Raw genomic sequence first — 24,665 nt, forward strand, 5'->3', positions numbered from 1 at the left:
TTTTTCTATTGTGCTCCCCTTCAGCATTACAGCGGCAAGCGAATCTCCACGCAGGTTCCCTTCCCAAGCTCGCTTTGAATCAGGAGACTCCCCTTATGATTGGCAATAATACGTTGACTAACCATGAGTCCCAGGCCATTGCCGGATTCTTTATTTGTAAAGAAGGGCTCGCCCAGCCGTGGAAGATCTTCCTCTGAGATGCCGTGGCCTTGATCGATGATACGGACAATAATGCTGCCCTCAGGGTTGTATTCGATATGAATGAGGAGTTTTCCACCATCCGGCATGGCTTCCATACCATTCTTAAGCACATTCACAAAAACTTGCTTTAACTGATTGGGCTCACAGAAGATATTGGGAATGTCCTCCTCTACTTGCATTTCGATTTGTACATTATTCATATTGGCTTGTGAATCCAGCAAAAGAACAATATCTCGTAAGATAGCCTGAACATCGCCCAGCTCAAACAAGCTGGCTTGAGGCTTGGACAAAACTAAAAACTCGCTGACAATAAAATTAATTCGATCCAGCTCCGACAGCATAATATCGAGATGGCTGGTCGCGAGCGGCCCTCTGTTTTTTTGCAGCTGGACGAAACCTCTTATCGTCGTTAACGGGTTGCGAATCTCGTGGGCAACACCGGCCGCGAGCTGGCCGACAACGGAAAGCTTTTCTGATTTGCGCAGCAGCTCTTCTGTTTGTTTACGCAAAGTAATGTTTCTTGAGATCGAAGCAATGGCAACAATGTCCCCTTGTCCATTACGGATCGGAGATATGGTGGTGCTGACATCGATATATCTTCCGTCTTTCGTGCTGCGAACCGTTTCGTAATCCGCGATGGGTTCACCTAGCAGGATGGATTGACGTATGCGTTCGAACTCATGTTCATAGCTTGGGGGGATATGCTCGATTTGTTTGCCAACGGTGTCCTCCTCGCTCCAACCGAATATCGTCTCGAACGCTTTGTTAGTTAGTAGCACATTCCCTTGTAAATCCATCACGTGAATGGCATCTGAGGTGTGGTTGACGAACGATTCCAGATACTCTTTGGTCTCCTGCAGCTCTATGGCTGTATCCTTTAACTGTTGGGTATACGTGCTTAAATTAGTGGACATCGTGTTAATCTTTGAAGCCAGCTGACCTAGCTCATCATCGCTGTGAACCGTCATTTGGGTACCGAAATTACCTGAGGACACTTCCGTCACCTTGCGGATGATTTGATTTAAGGACCGCAGCATAAAGCCTGCTATGAAGTAACTTGCTACCATAGTAATTAGAATAAGCCCCACAGAAATACTGATATGCAGCAGCAGTTGTTTATCCAGTACATGGGTGATAGCCCCTTGGTCAAATGTGATTCCAATAACGTAGGGCTTGATTCCGTTTATAGGAATAAAGCTTTTGATAACCTGTCTGTTGTTAATAGTCTCATTGATTGTAAATATGCTGCCGGATTGCGTAGCTTGCTTGATTTGATTGAGATCATTTTCATGTTGGAAGGTGTATTGTCCGAATATAACATCGCGAACATCCAGATTGTAGACAGGGATACCGTTTTTAATTTTAATAATAGGTTTTTGGCCAAAAAATTGCGGATCGAACCCGGTAATCTCCAGAATATTGCTGTTATCCTGAAGCATGGTATGCAAAAAAGCATCTGTCCCAAAGCTCTTCTCGAATTGCAGGAGCATTTGAGCATTTAAATAGGGATTAATCATATAATTCGTAGTTCCATCGTAATAGTAGCCCCACTTATTTATAACGGAAGGATCGGTAGTAGCAAAGTTAATGGGGCCTGACCAGTAATGTGGCAGTTTTTGACCATAAGGAATTGAGACGTTCCCTTCAGTAAAGAGCTGCCCAAAAGCTGTATACCAGTAATCCCAGGTTTTGGAGCTGATGTTGACTTCCTTTGGATTGGATGATTTAAGAGCCAGTATATCGTTGTCAAGCTGCTTCCAGAGAGTAATATGATCGATCCCCAAGGCTTGGCTAAGTTGAACCAGCTGGTCGTTGGTCACCTTGTTAATATCCGGGTCTAATTTGTTCTGCGCCGCAATCGCTGCCATCCGAAGTTTATCTCCGACCATATCTTCAAGAAGTTGCTTCCCTTTCTGAGAAACCTCTATTTTGGCTCCAATTTGCTTGGCAATGGCGGCCATTTGACGCTCTGCATTGGCTTGCAGCTCAGTGCGGGAGGAGTAGTAATAAATAGATATATTTAAAGATAATATAATAGCTACGATGAAGGAGATCCACAAAGATAGTTTCGTTTTGATAGACACAAGATGACACTCCCCTAAGCTGTATGGCACGGCAATGATTTTAGCGAAAATTGTCGAAGATAATAAGATGATAGCATGCTTGGTAGGGTTTTACCATTAGGTATTGACTTGTTAAATATTCGCAAAATTTCATCTTTATTTCGGAATAAGACATTTACTAAATTGCTGGAAATATAAAAGTAACAATTTGTTCTTGAGAAAAGTATGGAGAAAGAGAAAAAACGTTATTTTTGCAGGCTCAAAACCTAAAATCAGCGCTTGACGGAGTTATTAGATTTCAGATCTATATCCTGCTCTATATCCAGCTCAGCCCTAGACAAAACCTTAAGAACAACGACTACTGTCAGCGCTTAAGACATAATTCGAAATAAGTTATTCCTGTCCAAAAAACTGCGTTTATACAGCCTTTTTGGTCTTTTATCGGTAGTATTCTTGAATTCATGTAAAAAGTACATCTTTTTTATCATTCTTGGCTGAACCCGGCCGTTTTCTATGAAAGTTGCTGTATTTTTGCAGGTATTCCCTCGATAGCTAATTTCAATAGAAAATAACTGTATTTTTGCATGATTTTGTTCGAGCTGTCGGTGGAGGTGGTGCACTGATTTTGAAGTTGAGCCTATTTAGATGGTTTTTTTTCTACAATGCGGACTGGTATATTCGAATATGATGAATTTTACTGTGTACGGACAAGTCGAGTGAAGCATTAAAGAGTGCAATTCATATAGCCGAATGACGCACTTCTCAAGCAAACTACAGGATGCCGATACGGAGATCCACGGTATACCAAGATGTAGGTTTAATGTAATCCGATCTCCCGCCATGCAACGCCGCAACGCGCACGAATCCCGGGCGTGCGTTGCGGCGTTGCATGGCGGTCGGTCGAACTCCATGCGAAGCACATTTGACTATGGATCAGGTCGTATAGGTTTACCTGGCATACCATAAAGCGATTTCTGCCATTTTCTAAGATGGTGGGCTTACTATGTTTTTAGTTCTATCAAACTATTAGTATAAACGGAACTAGGTTTTGCGCTTGAGTCTGATTTGTTGGATAATGGAAAGGGTTGGATTGGCAATTGCCTAATAAGTTTCTGCAAATAACCTGTTGGAGGGATAATAATGGAACAAGCTTCAGCCAAAGAAATATCTTTTTACGATGTACCTGCGATCGAATTAATCTCTGGAGGCTATCGAGCAGTTATCGTTCCTGAAATTGGGAGCAATATGGTGGAATTGAGCCGACCGGAAGAGAACTTAAGCTTTTTACGTACACCGGAGAGCTCAGAGCAGCTGCGCACAGCAGGACAGCGGTATGGGATTCCGCCTTTATTTCCGCCTAACCGAATAGAGGGAGGAAAATTCTCAACTCCTTTGCGCGATTACGTGCTCCCATTGAACAGTTCGGATGGAAAGCATTTTATGCATGGCATTCTTCATAAAAGGGCTTGGGAAGTCAAAGAATATGGCGTTCGCGATGATGGAGCAGCCCGGATTGTTCTCTTTATGGATATGGGTAAACATGGAGAAATGTATGCTTATTTTCCTCATGAATTTTCCTACGAGCTAACTTATATTTTGTCCGAAAGAGGGCTGGAGCAGCAGGTTCGCATTGAAAACTACGGTGAGGAGCCCATGCCGCTTGGAGTAGGCTTTCATACCGCTTTTCGGGTGCCTTTCCATGCGGAGGGACAAGAGAAGGATTATCGATTAAAGGTGTCGGTGGGCGAGGAGTGGGAGCTTACGCCGTTGTTTGTACCCACAGGAGCTCTGCTGCCGCTTGATGAACAGGATCAGCAGCTGCTTCTGGATGGCATTCAGCCAACAGGTAAGCCTTATGCGAAGCATTTGACCAGCAAAGCTGTAGAGCGCAACGGAAAAAGCTTCCATGGTGCGGAACTCATGGATACTGAACGGAATATAAGCCTTGTGTATGAGGTGGACCAAGAGTTTAAGCATTGGACGATATGGAATGATGATGGACAAAGCCGATTTATTTGCCCTGAGCCGCAAACATGGGCTATCAATGCACCTAATGTGCTGCAATCGGATGAAGCCACAGGATTTCAATTGCTCGTGCCAGGTGCAGTATGGACAGCAACATGCCGGATGTATACCGTAAGCGGGGAGTAATTATCAGCTTTAAAGCCAGCAAGCTATTATAAACTCGTATTAAGGGAGAGATATGCGATGTCTTTAAAAATTGGTTTTGTTGGTACCGGCTCATTTACTCGTTTTCACTGTAATCTGCTTTCGAAGATGGAAGATGTCGAAGTGACAGCATTTTGTGGAACAAGCTTGGATAAGGCGGAGAAAGCTGCATCGTCATGGAATGGGGCCAAAGGCTACGATTCACTCGCAACCATGCTGGACGCGCAAGCCTTGGATGCTGTATACATTTGTGTTCCGCCTATGGCTCATGGAGCAACCGAATTTGCTTTGATCGAGCGTGGAATTCCTTTTTTTGTTGAAAAACCGCTGGGTCTTGATATCGAGCTTCCTACGGAGATTTTGCACAGGATAAACGCACAAAAGCTGATTACATCCGTCGGTTATCATTTCCGTTATATGGATTCCACCAAACGCGCAGTAGAGCTTCTGGAGCAAAGAAAAACAGGTATGGCGCTTGGACATTGGATGGGCAGTATGCCTAAGGTAGGCTGGTGGCGGAAGCAGGATGGTTCTGGCGGACAATTCATCGAACAGACTTCCCATATTATTGATCTGATGCGTTACTTAATGGGCGATGTTGAGGAAGTATATGCAGCTTATGCGAATCGTGTAATGCATGAGGTGGAGGATGGAGTGACGGTTCCCGATGTAGGTACAGTTACGGTTAAGCTGGCTAGCGGGGCTGTTGCAACGATATCGAATACTTGCATTCTGCCAGGGGATGGACCGGTAGGGCTTCAAATATATACAGATCAAGGTTTGCTGGAAATTACCAGGGATAGCATAAGGGAACTAGGTAAATCCTTCGTAATTGAGCACAAAAATGTTAATAATCCGTATGTTCGTGAGCACGAAGCATTTCTACATGCTGTTAGAACAGGAGACGGCTCAGGCATATTATCGCCTTATGCAGATTCAGTGAAAACGCAGGAGGTCGCATACGCGGCTACCCGCTCCGCGGCATCTGGTGCGCCGGTTCGAATCCGTAACTAAATAGGTAAGTGCAGTAGTTGAGTGCGTGCGGAAGCAGTATCATGAGATTCAATATTGAAGTCAGCATAATGAAAGGATGATATAGCTATGGCATCAACAACGCCGGGAGTGGCGGGATTGCTCCGCAACCGGTTTGTGCAGTCGATTTTACTGTCGGGACTTTTTTTGCAGATTGGAATATGGGTACGAAACTTTGCTATTCTGCTCTTTGTAATGGATAAGACGAATGGGGATCCATTCGCAGTTTCTATGATTTCTGTGGCGGAATTTGCGCCGATTTTTATTTTTTCCTTTATTGGAGGCACATTTGCAGACCGGTGGAGACCTAAACGGACTATGATATGGTGTGATGTCCTTAGTGCGGTGTCGATTTTAGCTGTGCTGCTGACATTGTCCTTTGGCACTTGGAAAGCGGTGTTTTTTGCGACACTGGTTTCGGCTATTTTGTCGCAGTTTTCCCAGCCATCCGGTATGCGATTGTTTAAAATTCACGTTCCGGGTGAACTGATGCAGCTGGGGATGTCGTTGTATCAGACGATGTTTGCCATCTTTATGGTACTCGGACCCATAATGGGAACGTTTGTGTACCAACGGTATGGTATTGAAGTTGCAATTGGAATCATGGGAGTCGCTTTCATTTTATCAGCAGCCGTATTGATGTTTTTGCCGCCTGATAAAGAGCTTGAGGAAACGCAAAAGACAACTACGCTGTCCCAGGAAATGGCCGCTGGCTTCCACTATGTGTTATCCAAGAAAGCATTGAAAACGCTCGGCGGCTGCTTTATGGCAGCTGGGCTGGCACTTGGGCTGATTCAACCCCTTGGTGTTTTTCTGGTTACGGAACGATTAAGTTTGCCCAAGGAATATATTCAATGGTTAATGATGGCTAACGGCTTGGCAATGATAGCAGGCGGCGGCTTGACCATGGGCTTAACTAAAAAGTTAGCTCCACAAACGCTGCTGGCTATCGGAATGGTCGTCAGTGCAATCAGTATGATTGTGACTGGTTTATCCACTTCCTTGTGGCTGACATTGGGAGCGCAGTTTATCGGCGGATTTGTACTGCCTGCGATTCAGATTGGCATCAACACAATGATTTTGCAAAATACAGAGGAATCCTTTGTTGGCCGGGTCAACGGAATTTTAAGTCCGATGTTTATGGGGGCTATGGTCTTAACGATGAGTATGGCCGGCTGGCTGAAAGGGGTATTCAATATTGTTATCATGTATGAAGCCGCGGCGGTTTTGTTCGTTATTGGGGCTCTGCTAATGATCCCGCTTTTCCGCATGAGCGGGATTCGGCCGGAGCTGGAGCAAGGAGAGGCTTAGCAGCTTGATTGGGAAGTACTCATGGAGCTGATGAGTGCTTGTATTTGCAGGGGAAGAAGGGATTTATAATCGATACGGTTACTCACACTTTTTTTGGATTAACATTATACGCGGCTGTGAAGAAGGAAGGCTGGAGCCGCAAGGAAAAAACAGCTTTCTTCGTAACTGCCGTTGGTGGCTCGCAAATTCCAGACATCGACGTTATTTCTTCATGGTGGGACACGGCGGGGCGTTATCAAATGTGGCATCGGGGTCTTACACATTCGGTATTTCTGGTGCCGATTTGGGCAGCCCTATTCTCGGCAATAAGCTGGCTGTTCTGGAAGGTCAAGGGATGGAAGCTGTATGGGCTTGGTGTTCTGGCCGTATTGATTCACGATACCAGCGACTTGTTTAATGCTTGGGGGACGGGCTATCTGGAGCCTTTTTCGACTCAAAGAATCACTTTCGGTACGATTCCAATTGTCGATTTAACTTTATGGGCGATCATGCTCGGAGGTTTGCTGTATGCCAAGCTGCGCAAGATCAGCCGTCCTCATCGTGTCTATAAGCTGGTATGGCTGCTGATGGCATGCCATTTCATTGCCCAATCCGCACAAGGCTATGCTTTGTATGAGCAGCATGCGGGACGTTATGAACAGTTTGCGCTTTCGGCGGGTTTTGTTCCTGGTCAGTTTCAAATGATCGGTAAAAAGAACGGGGTAGTCGAAATAAGCAATGCAACCGCGTTTACAGAACCGAAGCTGCAGGTAGAGCTGAAATCACAGGAGAGCGCCGATCTCGATAAGCTGTTTGCAGCAAATCCGAAAGCTAAAACTTTGTACGAGTGGTCACCGTTCGTTGTTCTTGTTGATAATGAGAAGCAGATTGGCTTGTATGATCCCCGTTTTTATCGCAATGGGCAATCCTTTTTATTTGAGGCTATAGAAAAAGACTTGAAGCAAGGCAAGTAAGCCGTCAATCCCTTGATGTAGGGGAGACGGCTTTTTCTTATAAATGCCAATGCTATGACACGAAAGTATCTTCATCGAGGGAGCAAGAAAACCTCCAAATGAATCGCGGTCGCTCATCACTGAAGGCGCCTCGATAGAGCTGTTCTTTCTGCCTTCTTTTAAATGAATACCATTAATGAAATTCACTCCATGGCTGTCGAACAGCCGTTACGGTTTCTCCTGTTTGAACAGCCTCTTCGAGCAAAAGACCCAGGTAATGGTCCTGGGAAGCGTCCGGCAGTCCATAAAATCCCGGTCCTCCTGCAGCATAAGCGGCCATCTTGTCCAAGCATACCGCGATAGCTATTTCATCGTCATACAGCCGGGCCGGGGCAAACGGATTCTCATACACCCAACGCTCTCCGGCTATAATGCCTTTGAGAAAATATCCTTCCAGGTTACCGTTTTCTCCCCGGTTGATCCGCTTCAAATCTATCTGAAGCGGTGTCGCGAAATCGGCAAGCATCTTCAGACGATCATCGAATATTTCACCACGAACACCTCGGGCTGAAACATGATTGGAGCGAATCCAGGAACGATGCTGATCGCTCGTGAAATCATAGATGCCTAATTTATCACCGTAGTCGATCCAAGCGATTTCACGCTTGGACGTGACAATTTTTTCCTCGACGGGCGGACCGCTGCGATTGGGGCCAGCCACCCAAGGAGATTCGAAACGCATGGCTCGAATTTTGGCTTCCTCGAATCCGACACCCAGCAATTTTCGGATCATATTCATTCCGTGATAAGCTTGTGAGACCGACACGGTAGCCTGGGTTACTGAACCAATCATACCCGAATCGATGATCGCCAGTTGTGCCGCATGGACAGGCTGGAAATGGTACTGCTCAGCCACCTGGATTTTGGCACCGCTTAATGTAAGCTCATGAAGTGCCAACAAACCGTCCAAATCCGGAGCAGGCGGTGTTTCCGCCAGCGCCGGGATGCCTCTTTCGGCCAGCTCGAATAAGAAGCCAGGACAAGCCGAGCGGCTTACCGACACGACTGCAAACTCGGGGCGTTCCCGCTCCAGCAGACTGTCTAATGTACGGTATGTGGAAACATTCCATTTCCGCTCCATTTCGCTTCCTTTGCCTTCATCTCGTACCACCATGCCAGTTACTTGAAATTTGTCGGGCATCGCCCTTGCGATTCTCAGATAAAACTCCGATCGGAACCCTCCGCCGATGATGCTGAATTGTATGGGCTTGTTCATTATAAATACTCCCCTAACTGTTTCATTAAGCCTAAAGTTCTTTAGGAAGCAACCGTCGATAGGACTGGCGGCTAATCCAGAATGGTTGGATACCCTGCAGAGAAATAGTCAGCCCGTTTCATAAATACCTGTTCGACGCGCTCGACAATTTTTCCACCCTGCTCGGATTTTTGTTTCACTTCATTCCATTCCTGGTCCTGCGAGAAAGCTTCCCATTGCCGTTTCCGTTCCTCCATGCTTTCGTATCTCATCGTATAGTACAGTTTGGGCTGTTCCTCTAGATCCTCCCAGAAATCACACACTTCCATGCCAAGTCTGTCGAAAATACCTAACGTATGATCAGAAAAGCGCTTTCGAATCGCATCGATTTTTCCCGGAAAAATCGTATAAATTCTCAATTCGTAGATCATTATTCGTTCACCTCCGATCATCTATTACTTCAATTATAGATAATCATCCATGGCATGAGAAGGAGTGAAAAAATTCATATTAAGTTACTTAAAGTTAACTAATGAATCATTAAGCTTAAAAACAGCTTACCTACTTGAAATAATTCAATGACTGGAGCCGGCTGATTCTAGTTTATCTATACGGTTTTTTATCCTTTAACAGAGCCGAGCAAGGCACCTTTGGCAAAATGCTTTTGCAAGAAAGGATAAACGAGCAGAATAGGCACTGTAGATACAATGATAACCGCCATTTTAATCGATTGTGAAGGGGGTACAAAGCCTTCGGCAAATGCCGAGGTGTCGCCGATACCTCCTTGTGACATGATGACGATTTGACGAAGCAGTACTTGAACAGGCCACTTCGTGCTGTCATTAATGTACAGAATGGCGTTGAAGAATGTGTTCCAGTGGCCCACTGCATAAAATAGGGAAAAGGTCGCGATAGCTGGCAGCGATAATGGCAGTACTATTTTAAACCAAATGCCCAGATCGTTACATCCATCGATCTTTGCCGATTCCTCCAGCCCATCGGGCAGCTGTTGGAAGAAGCTCTTCATGACGATCAGGTTAAATGCATTGATCGCTCCGGGCAACAATAAAGACCAAAACGAATTCAAGAGTCCCAGTTCTTTTACAACCAAATAGGTAGGAATAATTCCACCGCTAAAAAGCATCGAGAATACGACCATGAACGTCAATGCCTTTCGACCGTCAAAATCTTTACGCGCTAACGGATAAGCGAGAAGTGTGGTGAGCAGCAAATTAATGATAGTTCCGGCAATCGTGATATATATGGATACCATCATACTCCGCATCAGCGTGTGCGTGGAAAAGATATAGATGTAAGCATCAAGCGACCAATCACTTGGGAAAAGCACAAAGCCTTTCTGAAGCAGCTCCGCTGACGAAGTGAATGAACCTATAATCAAGTAAATGAATGGAATTATGGTAACCATCGCAATCCCAAAAAGCACTGCGATATTACTCCAATCAAACAATCGGTTGCCCCATGTTTTATCATGAACCATGACGGACAAGACCTCCCTCAGATGATGTTTCTCTAATGAGCAATTAATAAATTCCTTCTTCTCCGAATTTCTTTGCCAGCCAATTCGCCCCCATGACCATCAAAAGCCCGACGAATGATTTGAATAATCCAACGGCCGTGCTGTAGCTGAACTGTCCTTGTGTGATACCGGATGTATAAACATAGGTATCGAAGACCTCACCGAGACTGCGATTCAATGGATTCAGCATGAGCCATATTTGCTCAAATCCGGTTTCAAGGAAATGACCCAAACGTAAGATCAATAAAATGATAATCGTGCTTCGGATGGCCGGTAAAGTAATATGCCAAATTTGCCGCCAGCGGTTCGCTCCATCGATACGTGCCGCTTCGTACAATTGCGGATCGACTCCGGCTAATGCTGCAAGGAAAATGATCGTCCCCCAGCCTGTTTCTTTCCATACAACCTCTAAAATAATCATAGGTCTAAACCATTCTTCACTAGCCAGGAAATTGATCTTGGTCCCGCCTGAGGATGCAATTATATCGTTAAGAAGGCCTCCCTCGGTTGTCAAGAACACGTAGGCGATCCCTATTACAACAACCCACGAAACAAAGTGAGGTACATAAATCATACTCTGCACAAACCGTTTGAACCTTTCGCTGCGCAGTTCGTTTAATAGCAATGCAATAATAATGGGTGCTGGAAAAAAGAAGATCAGATTATACAGTCCTAATATTAACGTATTGCTCAGGAGCTGAAAAAACGAAGGATCGTTAAAAAAACGATCAAAATATTTCATGCCTACCCAAGGACTTTGACTGAACCCCAGAAAAGGACGATAATCTTTAAAAGCAATCATCACTCCCCACATAGGAATGTATTTAAAAATGACAAAATAAAAAAATCCAGGCAGCGCCATCAAGTAAAGCCATCGGTTTCGGGCTATTCGCCGACTCCAATATAGGAGATCATTGCGCCGGGTAGAGACACCCGACAGATGTGGTTTGGTCATAGATTGCATATAGGCTTCCTCTTTTCATCCATTTCGGCTCGATTATTTTTGGGAAACAGACTTCTCTATAGTCCTGTTCGTTTCCCGGAATTGCCCAGGGGTGATACCTTCGATGCTTTTAAAATAACGGATAAAATTTTGCGGATTATTGTACTTTAAAATTTGGCTAATTTCAGTGACCGTTTTCTCGGATTCCATCAGAAGCTGCTTGGATATCTCCAAACGGTACATGGCTAAATAGTCCTTAAAGCTGGATCCGGTCACTTGATGGAAAACCCGGCTCACATAATTAGGGTGGTAATGCAGTCGAGAAGCGCATAAATCCAGACTCAAATCTGTATTGTATTCCTGCAGTATCATATTCACAATTTCCTGTGCGATCTTGACATGCTGGTTTTTACTTTGCTCGGCAAACATTTGAATGCTTGGCTTAATGATTGCTGATATAAACCAATGTTCCACGTCAGGCAGTGTCTTTAGCTCAAGTAATTGATCGAATAATGATTTGCCTGTGGGGCCCTGACCTGGCAGGTCAAAGGAAGTTTTGCCTATAGTTTGCAATAAATCGAGCATACGCAACAGAAGCTTGGACAGGAATAGCTGATAGGAGTGAACATTCAACTGCCGCTTGGACAGGTCACTGATTATCTGATTGAGCAGCCGGCCAGCCATTGCCTCGTCTTCGAGCCTTACCGCATCGACCAGTTTAGTGATCATTTGTTCAGGAAACATAATTTCTGCATGGTAATTGCTCTGAATATTGTCAATGTAGAGAATGCCGCCCTCGGATAATCGTATGCGATACTTCAATGCTTCGAGGCCTTCCTGGTATGCCTTCTGTGAATCATGAAACTGTTCGTAAAAGCGGCTTATTCCCACACTGATTTGGACAGATAAATATTGGTCTATCACGGTTTGAATGTGCTGTGCAAGATTGAACACATGATCCAGAGCTTCCTTCTGTGTTAGGGCAACGGATTTGAGAAGTGTGACCTGATGTTCGCCAACAATTGAGGTTTCAATGCGATAACCCTCAGGAATCAATTCTCTTACAATGTTATTAATGGCGAACAAAGCCAAATCCTGATCATTTTCTTGAAACCGGGAATGATCCAAGGTATCCATTTGAATGACGAATAAGCAGAGCCACTGATGCTGGTTCGGATATCCGTATAAATCGAGCTTTTCAAATAATTCCTCTTTGCGGACCTGTCCTTGTAGAAGCCGCTGTATGAAATATTCTTTTAAGGAATCCGTTTGTTCCACAATGATTTTGTTCAAAAACAGGCCGATGTGCTGAAATTCATCGTTGGTCCGGTTATCCGATTTTTTATTGAATGCCCCCCGGTTAACAGAGTCATATAGCTTTCTCACCGGAGAGTACATTTTTTTCGACCCCAAAAAAGCTAGAAAAAATAAAATGATCAGCGTACCGAGACAGACCAGCAGGGTCAGCAAACCGATGGAGGAGCTGGAAGCGTTATTAATTTCATCAACCGATACAATATAGGCATACATCCAGCCGCTGTACCCGGATTCAAGGTAGGATACTCCCCAGCTGGATCTATTGTAGTCTAGCTTGAAATGCCCTGTGTGATTTGGCCGGGCAGCTGCCATCGCTTCAATAAAATTGTCCAATCGCAGGTTATCTGCATTCTCTGCTTCCTGCTTGGCAACCAGCTTGTTCTGATTGTCCAGAATAACAATGGTTCCCGCTGCGGTATTGTTGGAAATCAGCTTGTTGATTTCATAATTGAGGATTTCAACCTCGAGTATCCCAGATGGTTTGTTTGATGTTATGGGAATGCTTTTTAGAAAATGAATCCGCTGCACTTGCTGCCCCTCAGTATTGGCTGCGGTTTGCGCAACGGACCAGCGCGGCTTTCGATCGATTCCGGCGTATATCGGCAAATCAAGCTCAAGCGAGTTGTCCTCGCCATCCAGAAATCGGAAGCCCTTATAGCCTATGCTCCATCTATAATCCAAGCTGATTAGGCGAATATCAAAAATGTTAGTTCCGAGTCTCTGAAGTCTCGTCAAATCGGCAGCGAGATTATTCACCATCGCGACGCTTTCAAAATTCATTACATCAACAGGGGTATGAATAGATTTTACGATTGCGGGAGAATCGGCGAACTGGGTTAAAGCTAAATCAATATTTTTCTGGACCTGCTCCACGTTTAATTGGACCTGCTGCAAAATTTGCCGGTTGCTTTCGTTGAGCTTATCCTGAACAATTTCAGAAGCTTTTATATAAGCGAAGAACCCCAGAATCAGTACCGGTAATGTTCCTAAGAAAATCCCAAAAGCGAAAAGTTTCCACAAGTAGCTTTGCTTCGCTACCTTTAACCAAGATTGTCTTAGCCACAATTGCAAAACATTCATCCTCCATCTATGTAAATGATCAAAAAGGAATGATGCGGTTAACAGGAACCCGCATCATTAAGATTAAGAGGTCATTCTAACATAATTTTACGAAACATATGAATCTAAACACCGCCAAGCATGCACATGACATAGTCCTTGGTCGGATATTTCTGATTAAATTTATAAAACGGATTCGCATAGCGTTCCAATGCTTCCGGTGTATCCTGCGCGTTAACGTCACCCCAGATTTGCACTTTGCCGCTCTTATGATAAACCAACAGCTGCTCGCCCGGATGATCAATAATTTTAGACGCCATAACTATACGACCGCCTAGTTCTTTAATCGGGTTGCCGAACCGATCAATTACGCGTGCATTTCCGGCCGAAACTCCGTATACGATTTCATGGAACCCGTCACCGTTCAAATCAATGGGCGCCGTATCGAAGGTGCTGTAAGGAAGCTGGACAGGATCGCCGCTCCATGCATCGAAGCTATATTCTTTAATTCCCGTATAATAACGACCTTGCAAATCTCGTGCCTGAGCTCCAATTTCCCCTGCTGTAGCGATCATCTCACCATTAGGACCAATACGGCCAATCCATCCTTTATGGATATGTCCCGCAGCGACTTGTCCCCATACCCGGTTGCCCTGATCATCATATAGAAGCACGCGCGGTCCTTGATCCTCCAGCTTCTCTCTATTGATATAAATGTACCAACGGCCATCCGCCGGATTCAAGATAGGCTGAATCATGTCGGAGTGTCCGCTCCAGCAGTCAACCCCGTCGCAGCGGAATATTTCGTCTCCCGTATCTACGGAAATACAACGTTCACCCCACATGAATTCATCAATTCCATCCTTGTTAATATCAACAACAGGAAACACGTGGCTGCCTTGAGGGCCGTCCTCGCCAGGGATGATCGATTTCGTCCAACGATACGTCATATCGACATTCCATGCCTGAATATACGTTGGCCCGTACGTGCCTTGAGCTGTAATAAGTACAGGCTCTCCATTAGCATATCCTGCGAATATATGCTGACGGAATGCAAGGCTTGGACTTTGGTTCGGATTGTTGTTCGGCCAAGGCCATTGTCCAGTCGCCTCGCCTGTCAGTGGATTGATCCGTTCAAGTACATATTCGTAGAGATTAAACGGGTGGATAGTGTCCAAATTATTGACAAACCAGATTTCCTCTACTCCGTCCCCGTCCAGATCGAATGCGAAGAAGTTGGTAAAGCACGTTCCGGGAACAACACCCGGTCCAAAATCACGGCGCCACAAAATTTCCCCTTTATCTGTATACACCATCATCTTCAAGGTATCTGTAGGAAAGCTGAACATTTTATAGCCTGAATCAATATCAAAATCTGCGCTGTATACAGTTAAGAAGGCTCTTGGCTGGCCTTCCCCTAACCTGATGGGTACGGTTCGGAAATATTCAAGGGGTTGTCCCACCTCCATTTCCATTATAGGTCTTAGATCAATTGGTCTGTTTGCTGTTTGGCTGCTCATTGAGATATTCACTCCGATCACATAGTATGTTTGATGGTGCATGATAGGTTTCATATACTCAATTCTAGGAACCGTTACCATGAAATACAATAATCATCTACTAACCTCTTGCTTGAAAAAACCGCGGCAGGACTGGCATTACGACTTAGCAAGCGATGTTATCTAATGATTATTACATAGGATATCCCCAGCATTGGCGGCGCTGTTAGTACATGATGAAGTGATTATAGACGGTGCATAAAGCGGCTTCTATACTTTGAATGTATTATGAAACTGCGCATTACCACAAAAGAGGAGGTTTACAAATTCATGGATTTGAGACAAAAGTATCGGGTGCTCACTGCAGCCTCTACCGCATTAATAATGACCGGTGTGGTCTTAAGCGGCTGCTCAGGAAGTGATCCCGGAAAGAACACAAACGTACAATCAGCACCCGACAAACCGTTTTCATTATCATTAATGCTGCCTTACTATGCTACAGAGCCGCCGGAGCCTAACAATCCTACCTTAAAAACTATCGAGGAATACACCGGTACGAAATTAAACGCGATCTGGATTCCTAGTGTGAACTATGAGGATCGATTTAATGTGACACTTTCATCCAATGACTTGCCCGACGGTATTGTCGCTCTTAACAACAAAGCCCCAAGCGTTGTACAATCTGTCCGTTCCGGCATGTTCTGGGAGCTGGGACCTTATTTGAAGGATTTCAAAAATTTAAATCAAATCAATAAAATAGTTCAATACAACACCTCGTACGACGGTAAAACATACAGTCTGTACCGTGGCAGAGTAATGGCTCGTTCCGGTTACATATTCCGTAAGGATTGGCTTGACAATCTAGGATTGAAGGAGCCGAAGACGCCTGATGAATTCTACAATGTGTTGAAAGCATTTACATTAAACGATCCGGATAAAAACGGTAAAAACGATACTTACGGCTTGTCCGAGCACAATGCTTTAATGTCGCTTGATGCCTTTGCAGTTACACTTGGGGCGCCATACGGCTGGGGAGAAGCTGGAGGTGTATTCACTCCGGCCTTCATGACGAAGGAGTACTTGGAAGCTCTTAAATTTTACAAAAAATTGTTTGATGAGCGTCTTATGAACAGTGATTTTGCCGTTGCCAACAAATCGAATCTTTCGGATAATTACAATAAAGGGAAGGCCGGCATTTTCTACACATCACTGGAGGACAGCTACACAGGAACAAGAGATTTAATCAAGCTGAATCCCAATGCGAAGGTGGATATATTCAGCCGTCTTGAGGGGCCTAAAGGCGTAAGGATTGTGCCGACGGCCGGTTGGAACGGCATGTATTTCTTCTCCAAGGAAAAGCTGAAGACCGAAGGGGACTTGAAAAAAGCGCTGAACTTCTTCGACAAGCTGGAAGATCAGAAGATGCAGGATTTACTTGCTTATGGTGTTGAAGGAGAGCATTACAAATTAGAAGGCAATGTTGTGCAAATTATACCTGAGAAAGTGGAGGCTTACGTCAACGGCCCTCGTAAATACTTCCAGCTTCCATTAAACTATGCCGAAAACATGAGTCCGGTTAAAACCGTGGATTTAGTAGAAAAGTATACAAAAATGTTTAAAGAAAATTTACCGAATATAGTAGCCGATCCATCTGCTCCATTGATTTCACAGACCTACTCTGAGGTAGGTAATGAGCTGGATAAGATGGTTTTGGATGCCAAAACCAAATATATTATGGGTGCGATAGATGATGCCGGGTGGCAGAAATCGATCGAGCAATGGCGCAGCAAAGGCGGAGACAAGGTTATCGCTGAGTTTGGCCAAGAATTTGCTAAAATACAGAAGAAATAAAAAGGATTGGGCGATCAAGAGCCTGTCAGCGATTAATTTGAAATAGAAAAAAGCTGTCCTAAGGTAGATAAATCTACTTGAGGACAGCTTTTTTAATGGGAGTATTACTTAAACAAATGAAGCCTGATTCATTTTGCTCTTGGCAAGCTTCAAGTAGCCTTGTACGTTCAGCATTTCACTATCATCAACAAAACGAAGCTTGATCGGACCGGCCGCATCGATAATATAAGGTTTAAGTGCAGCAGCGCCCCCGCCAATTACATAGAAGCATTGAATGTCAGGATGCTTCTTCCAGCGCTTTTTAATTAAATCGACGATTTTGGAAGCTGCTCTATTGAAATACATATCGATGACGGGTTTCATGGTCGATTGCCCTTCGCCCATGCGGCGTATAGTGAAGTCATTGCGTTTGATACGCTGAACCAGCTTGGCGCGACTTGGGAAACGGTATCCGAATTGATCCTCCACATCCCGGATAATGTTATCCAGGTAGGTAGCAAGACCCATTTGCTCTCCTGTGCTGAATTGATTATCGATGCTCATTTTGTTCACAACAGGAAAGTCGGTTGTTAACGCGCCCATTTCGCAAATGCCGATGCAGCCGTTGTACAGCTCCTCATCTTTTACTTGCAGACTTTCATGGGTCGCCATGTGGAACAAGGCTGCAGCGCCTTCAATGGATACAATAGCCCGGCGAATGGACACTTTGACCTTGCGATTGCGCATATTCGGCGTGGACAGGAAAGTTACTTCGTGTTCACCTACCAAGCGATCTTCGAATGTTTTGTTATAGTAGGAGTAGGTCCGGACAGGCAGTCCTGTTCCGATTACATACTCTGCTTCTTCTGTATTGTTGTAGCCGGTATTTGTCACGGATTGACTGACGATGGCCGCATAAGCCAGTGCGGTCAAAGCGACGATCAAGGATTGATCCGATACGGCTTTGTTATCCGTCTCCTCCAGCTCCACACTATCCTCATTTTCCATGGCCAGCATACCAACGAAATAACGTTGATTATTTCTGGATAGTCTTGGACTATGTACGACCACATCGAGTGCCTTGAGGGGAGAATCCTCCTCCTGCAAAATATGCCGTTCAAATCCGGGCGCTACAATATTTGGAACCGTTAATGGGTCACGAACACCATCCAGTACTACCTTGATACTGTCATTACCGATATCTATTCCTGCCAACTTCATCTATGAATTCCCTCCTGTCAAATCCACCTGCTTATTTAGTACTAAATTCGCTTCGTACGTTGGAAATCCCTTCGTACTTTAGAACTATTTTCTATAAGTGGCCGTCAGATGAGAAGGTTTTTTCGTCCAATGTGACGAATAATATCATATTCTAGCGAGGATTGTAAATTTGTGCCAATTAGAAAGGGCGGACAAGAAATTGATATGGGGCAAAAAGCGTTATACATTCGTCATCATTCCTGATGCTAACAGCTCTGTTCGTCGTTTCGAGGTGCCCAAGCTGATCCCTTACATCGCCGGTGCAGGTTTATTAAGTTTAGTTATCGTAACCTTGACTTTGTATGTTCTTCATGCAAGAACAGCAATGGTTGCGAGTGATTTGCAGACGCGTGTAAAAAGTCAGGATACCTTATACGCAACAACGGTTCAGGAGAAGAATCAAACGATTGAGCAGCTGCAAAACGAGGTTATCAATCTATCCCGGCAAACTTCGGATATGAAGACCCAAATCGATGATATTCGAAAGCTGGAAGATGAAGTTCGGACTATCACGGGGTCTGACAAGACCACAGCTGCGGTAAATTCGGCATCTAGCGGATTAGCAATGGGAGGGACCAATCGTCCTGCGACTGATGACGAGGTTCAGGATATGCTTGAACAGACCCGAACGCTGCTGACTGACATGAATGAAGAAGTGGACAAACTGAAACACAGCATTGTTAATACCAAAGAGGCAGCGTTGGCTGTTCAGAAGAAGCAGCGCGTCACCCCTACAATTTGGCCTGTAGATAGCCGGACTATTACCTCCGGGTTTGGGCTACGGCAGGATCCGTTTACATTTCGTCCCAGCTTTCATAGCGGATTCGATATTAGTGCGCCGCTAAACTCCAAGGTTCATGTTACCGCGGATGGTGTTGTTCAGTCTACAGGAAGTGATTCGCTGCATGGCAACAATATTGTTGTAAGCCACTCTGACGGATTGCAGACCTGGTATATGCATTTGAATAAAATTAATGTGGATAAAGGCGAAAAGGTAGAAAAAGGTCAGGTAATCGGGCTTGTCGGTTCAACCGGAAGAAGCACAGGCAATCATTTGCATTACGAAGTATTGAAAAACGGTGTAAGTATTGATCCGAAACCGTTTTTAAAATAGTGTGAAAGAAGGTTGCTTTATGTTTAAAGGGAAAAAACATGCGGTAGACCTCCATACAACCGATACGCTAATTGGCGAAGGTACTGTATTTGAGGGGAAAATCAAGTCGGAAGCAAGCATTCGTATCGAGGGTCAAATTAACGGGGATGTGGAATGTGCGGGTGATGTTACCGTAGGAGAGCTTGGAGTGGTCAAATCGAACATTATTGCGAGAGATGTTATTCTGGCGGGAACTGTGAATGGCAATGTGCTGTGCAAAGGCAAGCTGACCATCCGTTCAACAGGCAAGCTGTTTGGAAATACGACGGCCCAGTCGCTTATTATCGATGAAGGTGGTATGTTCCAAGGGATGAGTAAGATGGAAAACGGTGCTTCCCAGCCCGAAAATCAGGAAAAAGCTGTGCAGCAGGGCAACCCGTATCAACCTGTCACAACATCACCAACCTGGCAATAATTTTATTGATTCATTAACAAATAATTATTTAGGGGCACGTACTGGAACAATGCTGGGTACGTGGCCTTTTTATGTTAAAAGCAGGAAAATGACTTGACCTTGTAGAATACCAAATCTTAACGGATTCGTGGTAACAAGAAGCCTGTTACAAGATATACAGCCTTATGACATCTAGTGTAATGGGGGATGATTAATGGGGGTAAATGAAGGCAACTTTTACTCGGTACCACTTGTGGTTTTATCCATTGTAATTGCCATCTTTTCATCATATGTATCACTGGACTTATCTCATAAAGCACGTTCATCCTCGAACCGAAAGACCCGGAACTTGTTCTTGATTTACAGCTCCTTTTCCTTGGGGATCGGGATTTGGACTATGCATTTTGTTGGGATGTTAGCGTTTCATACACATTTTCCGGTTTCCTATAATCTATTGCTCACAGGCATTTCTTTTGTCATACCCATCCTTACTTCGTTTATTGCTTTCAGGCTTGCCAGCCGTTTGAAGACGTACAGGTTTATTTTTGCATGCTTTTGCATGGGTATGGGTATTAGCTCCATGCATTATATTGGAATGGCCGCTTTAGAAAGCTCATATTCCATTAAATATGATCCGTTACTGTTTGCGGTATCCGTTTTTATCCCAATTGGGGTATCTTTCATATCCATGTTCCGAATGTTTCAGGATTTCCTTGACGGTTGGGGCAAATTGGCGAACGCACTCTTATTGGGGATAGGAATTTCGGGCATGCATTATACTGGAATGAGCGCTATGCACTTTACCGTGGGCACGAGTCATTCACCTCCTGGTAATTCGCTTTTTGCTCAACTGATGAGCTACGTTATGGAAACTACGAGCTTATCCTACGTAGTATGCTCCGCTTTATTTTTACTAGTTGGTTGTGTATGTTTCGGTGCTCACTTAGATAGAAGGCTGGCTTATGAGGCGGCAAGTAAAAACGAGCTTCATTTTCAATCGCTTTTTGAACACAGTCCGGATATTGTATGCTCGATCGATTTGCAAGGAAAAATTGTTTCTGCTAATGGAGCGACTGAAAAGCTACTCGGTTATTCCAAAGATGAGCTAAAAGAACGGATGAGTACGGAATTCATTGTGCCTGAGGAATCAGAAAAGTTCGAGCAGCTGTTTGAGAATGTAAAACATGGCATGCCGCAAAACTATGAAATCCATTCCATTCATAAACAAGGCTTTATTATGGAATTCAGTGTGACAACCATTCCGATCATTTTCAGGAAAAAAGTTATTGGAGTGTTTGCCATAGCCAAGGATATAACAGAGCGCAAGCGTAACGAGGAGCGGCTGCGGAGGGCCGAGAAGTTTGCCATGGCAGGGCAGCTTGCCGCTGGAATAGCTCATGAAATCCGAAATCCGTTAACTACCGTTAGGGGAATGACTCAATTGATAAGGGAGGGTATCTCTAAACAGAGCTACTTTGATCTTATGCTCAGCGAAATGGGACAGATTGAATCCATCCTGTCTGAATTTCTATTGCTGGCTAATCCCGGGGAGTTTAAAACAAGCAATCTGCATGAGATCCTAACAAATATTGTCATGCAGATGGATGCACGGGCGCTTCTGAGCAACATCCATATTTTGGTTGAGTACGAAACAGATACGCCTTGGATTTTTTGTGATGAGAATAAAATCAGACATGTTTTTAACCATGTATTAGCAAATGCGATAGAATCTATGAATGATGGGGGGGATATTAACGTACAAATATGCTTTGTAGACGACGACAAGGTTCAGATTCGATTCACTGACCAAGGCGTTGGAATTCCCGATGAGTGGCAGAATAAGCTAGGGGAGCCCTATTACAGCACCAAGGATAAGGGGACCGGGATTGGCTTAATGATAAGCTATCAGATTATTCATGAGCATAACGGTGAAATTCATATCTATAAAGCCGGCAGAAGGGGCACGGTAGTAGATATAACTTTGCCTGTCACAGCAGAGGGATAGCGGGCTTGCGGGTTTCAATTCTATAAGATTTTTTAGTATTTGCTTGTATACTCACCCTCCTGGAACAGGTACAATAGTAGTTAGCATCAGCATATATTTTCATTTGTAGCCGAGGAGGAGTTTGATGCTGGGAAAGTTCAAAATCAACAGGCGCAGTGTTCTGCTAACCTGGCTTCTATCCTACCTGGCTGTTTTGCTGCTGCCTGTAGCTATGAGTGTAATCGTATACATTAAATCAAGTGATACCTTGGTTAATGAAATACACCAGGCAAATGAATCTCTATTGAAGCAAGTTCGTGAGGTTATGGACAATCAATTCGCAACTATGGAGCGTCTCAATTTCGAGCTGACCTGGAATATGAGAGTTCGGCAGCTGTTCTCTAATAAATATCAAATTTACCCTAATGAATATTTATATGATCTGCATCAGATTACTCAAGATCTTCTTATGTACAAAACTTCCTATTCTCTAATTGATTTGTTCTATATTTATTTATCCGGACCCAACAAGGTTCTTTTACCCGATCTCTATAGGGATGCTCCGTTTGCTTACGAATTGATGCATAAGACGAATTCTTTTTCATATGACCAATGGATCAATACTTTGAATCAAAAGGAAAAAAAAGGCTTTATCCCAATGGTTCGTGTGGATGAAAACGGTAAACAAAGGAAGACGGTAGCTTATATTAGCCGCTATCGCATAGAGTCGGGAGAAACCGAAGGAACCAACGTTATTATGATCGATCAGTCTCGTATTCTTAGAGCCATTGAGAATATGGAGCTGTTCAATAAAGGGCATGTACTGATCTTGAACGAAGCCAACGAGCTTCTCGTTTCAAGCTCAAACGATAGCGAACGTTTGCTGCATGATATTCCATTCGGCCAAGAAATGCCGGGATCGAAGTTTTTTTTCTGGGAAAAGGACGGGCAAAAGTATGAGATTACTTATATCCAGTCCGATCGCTCCAAGCTGAAATATTTGTCCATCATTCCAAGCCTGCTGTTCTGGGAGAAGGCTGAGCAGATCCGCAAGCTTACTTATATGAGTATTATTATTAGCTTGCTTGGCGGCTGCCTGCTAACGTACTTTTTTCTGCGAAAAAATTACAATCCGGTCCGCAGGCTGGTCCGTGCATTCTCGGAAAAGTCAGATGTTCTCCAAAAACCGGGACATGATGAATTCAGCTTCATTCAACAAGCCGTTGATAACACTTTGGTTGAATTGGCAAAAATTATGTCTGAACGAAAAAAACAACATCATATTTTGCGTTCGAATTTTGTAGGCCGTTTATTAAAGGGGAAATTGGACCAAATTCCTGTAGACGAATCATTGGCAACCTTTAATATGCGGTTCATTACTGATGATTTTGCTGTTATTTTGCTGTATGTTCAGGAAAGCAGTTCTTTTCATGAAAGAATCCAGCAGATAGGCCCAACAGATCCGCAGAAGCTAATGCAGTTTATTATTACCAACGTCATAGAAGAATTAGCTTTACAGCATCATCAAGGCTTTGTTACAGAAATTGAAGAGACTTTGGTTTGCTTAATCAACTTCTCACCTGGGACTAATGAGGATCGTATGCAGCAGTTGGTTGCGATCGCCCGCGAGGCGCAATCATTTTTGATGACGAAGTACCATATCGGCTTAACGCTTTCTATCAGCGGCATACACAGCGAATTGGCAGGGATCTCCCAAGCCTACTTGGAGGCGCTCGATGCGATGGAATACAAGCTGGTTATGGGAAGCAAAGAGATTTTATCCTATGATGAAATTCATCAGAGTGTTGCCGCGGAAGATTCAGATACAGGCTATTATTATCCGTTGCAGGTTGAGCAGCAATTAATTAATTATGTCAAAATCGGTGACTTTACGATGGCGCGTCAAACATTGGATGAAATCATCGAACGTAATTTTAACCGAACGTTCATGTCGGTGCCGATAGCCCGCTGCTTAATGCTGAATTTGGTCAGCACAATGATTAAAACGATTAGTGAGCTGGGTGATTTTCAGGACAGTGTTTTGATAAGGAATCCGAGACGAATCGAGAAATGGATTGAACAAATAACGACCTGCCAAACGATAAAAGAGATGCAAGTGCAGATAACGGAGTTTCTAGGAAAAGTATGTGAATATACCGCTAACAAACGTCAGCAAAATATTCAGCAATCCCGGCAGCGGACGCTTGATGAGAGAATTCACCAAATTATTGAATACATTAATCAGAATTTCAACGATCCGAACCTTAACATTTCCATGATTGGGAGCCATTTTGACATGAAGCCCGCATACCTGTCCAAGCTGTTCAAAGATCATACAGGGGAAGGCTTGCTGGACTCGATTAATAAAACCAGGCTTGAAAAAGCCAAACATTTAATAGCGGATCGTAAAAAGAATATAAGTGACGTTGCCATAGATGTAGGTTTCAATGATGTTAACGCATTTATCCGTACATTTAAGAAATATGAAGGGATTACTCCCGGTAAATACAAGGAAATGAAAGATCAATGAGCTGCCTCAAGCGGCTTTTTTTCTTGCCCAAAATGGGCTTTTTTTGTGTTTTTACGCATTTTGCATATTAAATTGTATGTTTTGAATAGTCTGATAATTGTTTTTGCAGATGAGATTGGCAATAATTGCGATTACAAATTTGGAAGCGCTGTCATATAATCAAGTCATGAGAAATGTCTCATACGAATCGAAATTC

At 44.0% G+C, this 24,665-nt stretch carries 17 protein-coding genes; 9 read left to right on the forward strand and 8 right to left on the reverse strand.

Annotated elements, in window-relative coordinates; translation table 11 throughout:
* Positions 1-26 precede the first annotated feature (26 nt).
* On the reverse strand, positions 27-2,285 hold the full coding sequence (locus NV381_RS09195) for a PAS domain S-box protein (RefSeq protein ID WP_258212978.1): 2,259 nt from the start codon (positions 2,283-2,285) through the stop codon (positions 27-29).
* A 1,119-nt stretch (positions 2,286-3,404) separates the two neighbouring features.
* On the opposite strand from NV381_RS09195, the gene NV381_RS09200 reads away from it, so the two are divergent.
* The 4 genes from NV381_RS09200 (at position 3,405) to NV381_RS09215 (ending at position 7,729) form a co-directional block, all read left to right on the forward strand.
* Positions 3,405-4,415, forward strand: a complete 1,011-nt coding sequence (locus tag NV381_RS09200) for an aldose 1-epimerase (RefSeq protein ID WP_258212979.1) — start codon at positions 3,405-3,407, stop codon at positions 4,413-4,415.
* Between the two features lie 57 nt (positions 4,416-4,472).
* On the forward strand, positions 4,473-5,447 hold the full coding sequence (locus NV381_RS09205; RefSeq protein ID WP_258212980.1) for a Gfo/Idh/MocA family protein: 975 nt from the start codon (positions 4,473-4,475) through the stop codon (positions 5,445-5,447).
* Positions 5,448-5,534: 87 nt separating this feature from the next.
* Positions 5,535-6,776: an MFS transporter gene (locus NV381_RS09210; RefSeq protein ID WP_258212981.1), complete on the forward strand. Its 1,242-nt coding sequence runs from the start codon at positions 5,535-5,537 to the stop codon at positions 6,774-6,776.
* A 68-nt stretch (positions 6,777-6,844) separates the two neighbouring features.
* Complete coding sequence (locus NV381_RS09215; RefSeq protein ID WP_258213012.1) at positions 6,845-7,729, forward strand: metal-dependent hydrolase; 885 nt, start codon at positions 6,845-6,847, stop codon at positions 7,727-7,729.
* 172 nt (positions 7,730-7,901) lie between these two features.
* Here the strand turns inward: NV381_RS09215 and NV381_RS09220 are convergent, their stop codons facing one another.
* From NV381_RS09220 to NV381_RS09245, 6 genes are all read right to left on the reverse strand, one after another.
* Positions 7,902-8,984, reverse strand: coding sequence for a Gfo/Idh/MocA family protein (locus NV381_RS09220; RefSeq protein WP_258212982.1), 1,083 nt, complete (start codon positions 8,982-8,984; stop codon positions 7,902-7,904).
* Between the two features lie 71 nt (positions 8,985-9,055).
* The gene (locus NV381_RS09225; protein WP_258212983.1) at positions 9,056-9,394 is read right to left on the reverse strand and encodes an NIPSNAP family protein; all 339 of its coding nucleotides are present in this window, start codon (positions 9,392-9,394) and stop codon (positions 9,056-9,058) included.
* Between the two features lie 188 nt (positions 9,395-9,582).
* Positions 9,583-10,461: a carbohydrate ABC transporter permease gene (locus NV381_RS09230; protein WP_258212984.1), complete on the reverse strand. Its 879-nt coding sequence runs from the start codon at positions 10,459-10,461 to the stop codon at positions 9,583-9,585.
* A gap of 43 nt (positions 10,462-10,504) precedes the next feature.
* Positions 10,505-11,455 carry an ABC transporter permease gene (locus tag NV381_RS09235; RefSeq protein WP_258213013.1) on the reverse strand — a complete coding sequence of 317 codons (951 nt, stop codon included), beginning with the start codon at positions 11,453-11,455 and terminating at the stop codon, positions 10,505-10,507.
* Positions 11,456-11,497: 42 nt separating this feature from the next.
* Complete coding sequence (locus tag NV381_RS09240; protein WP_258212985.1) at positions 11,498-13,831, reverse strand: helix-turn-helix domain-containing protein; 2,334 nt, start codon at positions 13,829-13,831, stop codon at positions 11,498-11,500.
* Between the two features lie 113 nt (positions 13,832-13,944).
* Positions 13,945-15,339 (reverse strand): hypothetical protein, encoded by a 1,395-nt coding sequence (locus NV381_RS09245; RefSeq protein ID WP_258212986.1) that lies wholly within the window; start codon positions 15,337-15,339, stop codon positions 13,945-13,947.
* A gap of 309 nt (positions 15,340-15,648) precedes the next feature.
* Between NV381_RS09245 and NV381_RS09250 the strand changes: the two genes are divergently transcribed.
* Positions 15,649-17,169, forward strand: a complete 1,521-nt coding sequence (locus tag NV381_RS09250; protein ID WP_258212987.1) for an extracellular solute-binding protein — start codon at positions 15,649-15,651, stop codon at positions 17,167-17,169.
* 108 nt (positions 17,170-17,277) lie between these two features.
* Here the strand turns inward: NV381_RS09250 and NV381_RS09255 are convergent, their stop codons facing one another.
* Positions 17,278-18,369, reverse strand: a complete 1,092-nt coding sequence (locus NV381_RS09255) for a ParM/StbA family protein (protein WP_258212988.1) — start codon at positions 18,367-18,369, stop codon at positions 17,278-17,280.
* A 199-nt stretch (positions 18,370-18,568) separates the two neighbouring features.
* On the opposite strand from NV381_RS09255, the gene NV381_RS09260 reads away from it, so the two are divergent.
* The 4 genes from NV381_RS09260 to NV381_RS09275 all read left to right on the forward strand — a co-directional run bounded on the left by NV381_RS09260 (position 18,569) and on the right by NV381_RS09275 (position 24,469).
* Positions 18,569-19,522: a M23 family metallopeptidase gene (locus NV381_RS09260; RefSeq protein WP_258212989.1), complete on the forward strand. Its 954-nt coding sequence runs from the start codon at positions 18,569-18,571 to the stop codon at positions 19,520-19,522.
* Positions 19,523-19,541: 19 nt separating this feature from the next.
* Positions 19,542-19,976, forward strand: coding sequence for a bactofilin family protein (locus NV381_RS09265; RefSeq protein WP_258212990.1), 435 nt, complete (start codon positions 19,542-19,544; stop codon positions 19,974-19,976).
* 193 nt (positions 19,977-20,169) lie between these two features.
* Positions 20,170-21,960 (forward strand): MHYT domain-containing protein, encoded by a 1,791-nt coding sequence (locus NV381_RS09270; RefSeq protein ID WP_258212991.1) that lies wholly within the window; start codon positions 20,170-20,172, stop codon positions 21,958-21,960.
* Positions 21,961-22,084: 124 nt separating this feature from the next.
* Positions 22,085-24,469 carry a helix-turn-helix domain-containing protein gene (locus NV381_RS09275; protein WP_258212992.1) on the forward strand — a complete coding sequence of 795 codons (2,385 nt, stop codon included), beginning with the start codon at positions 22,085-22,087 and terminating at the stop codon, positions 24,467-24,469.
* The last annotated feature ends 196 nt before the right edge of the window (positions 24,470-24,665 follow it).

It is taken from the genome of Paenibacillus radicis (ex Xue et al. 2023), assembly GCF_024722015.1.
Taxonomy (GTDB): Bacteria; Bacillota; Bacilli; order Paenibacillales; family NBRC-103111; genus Paenibacillus_S.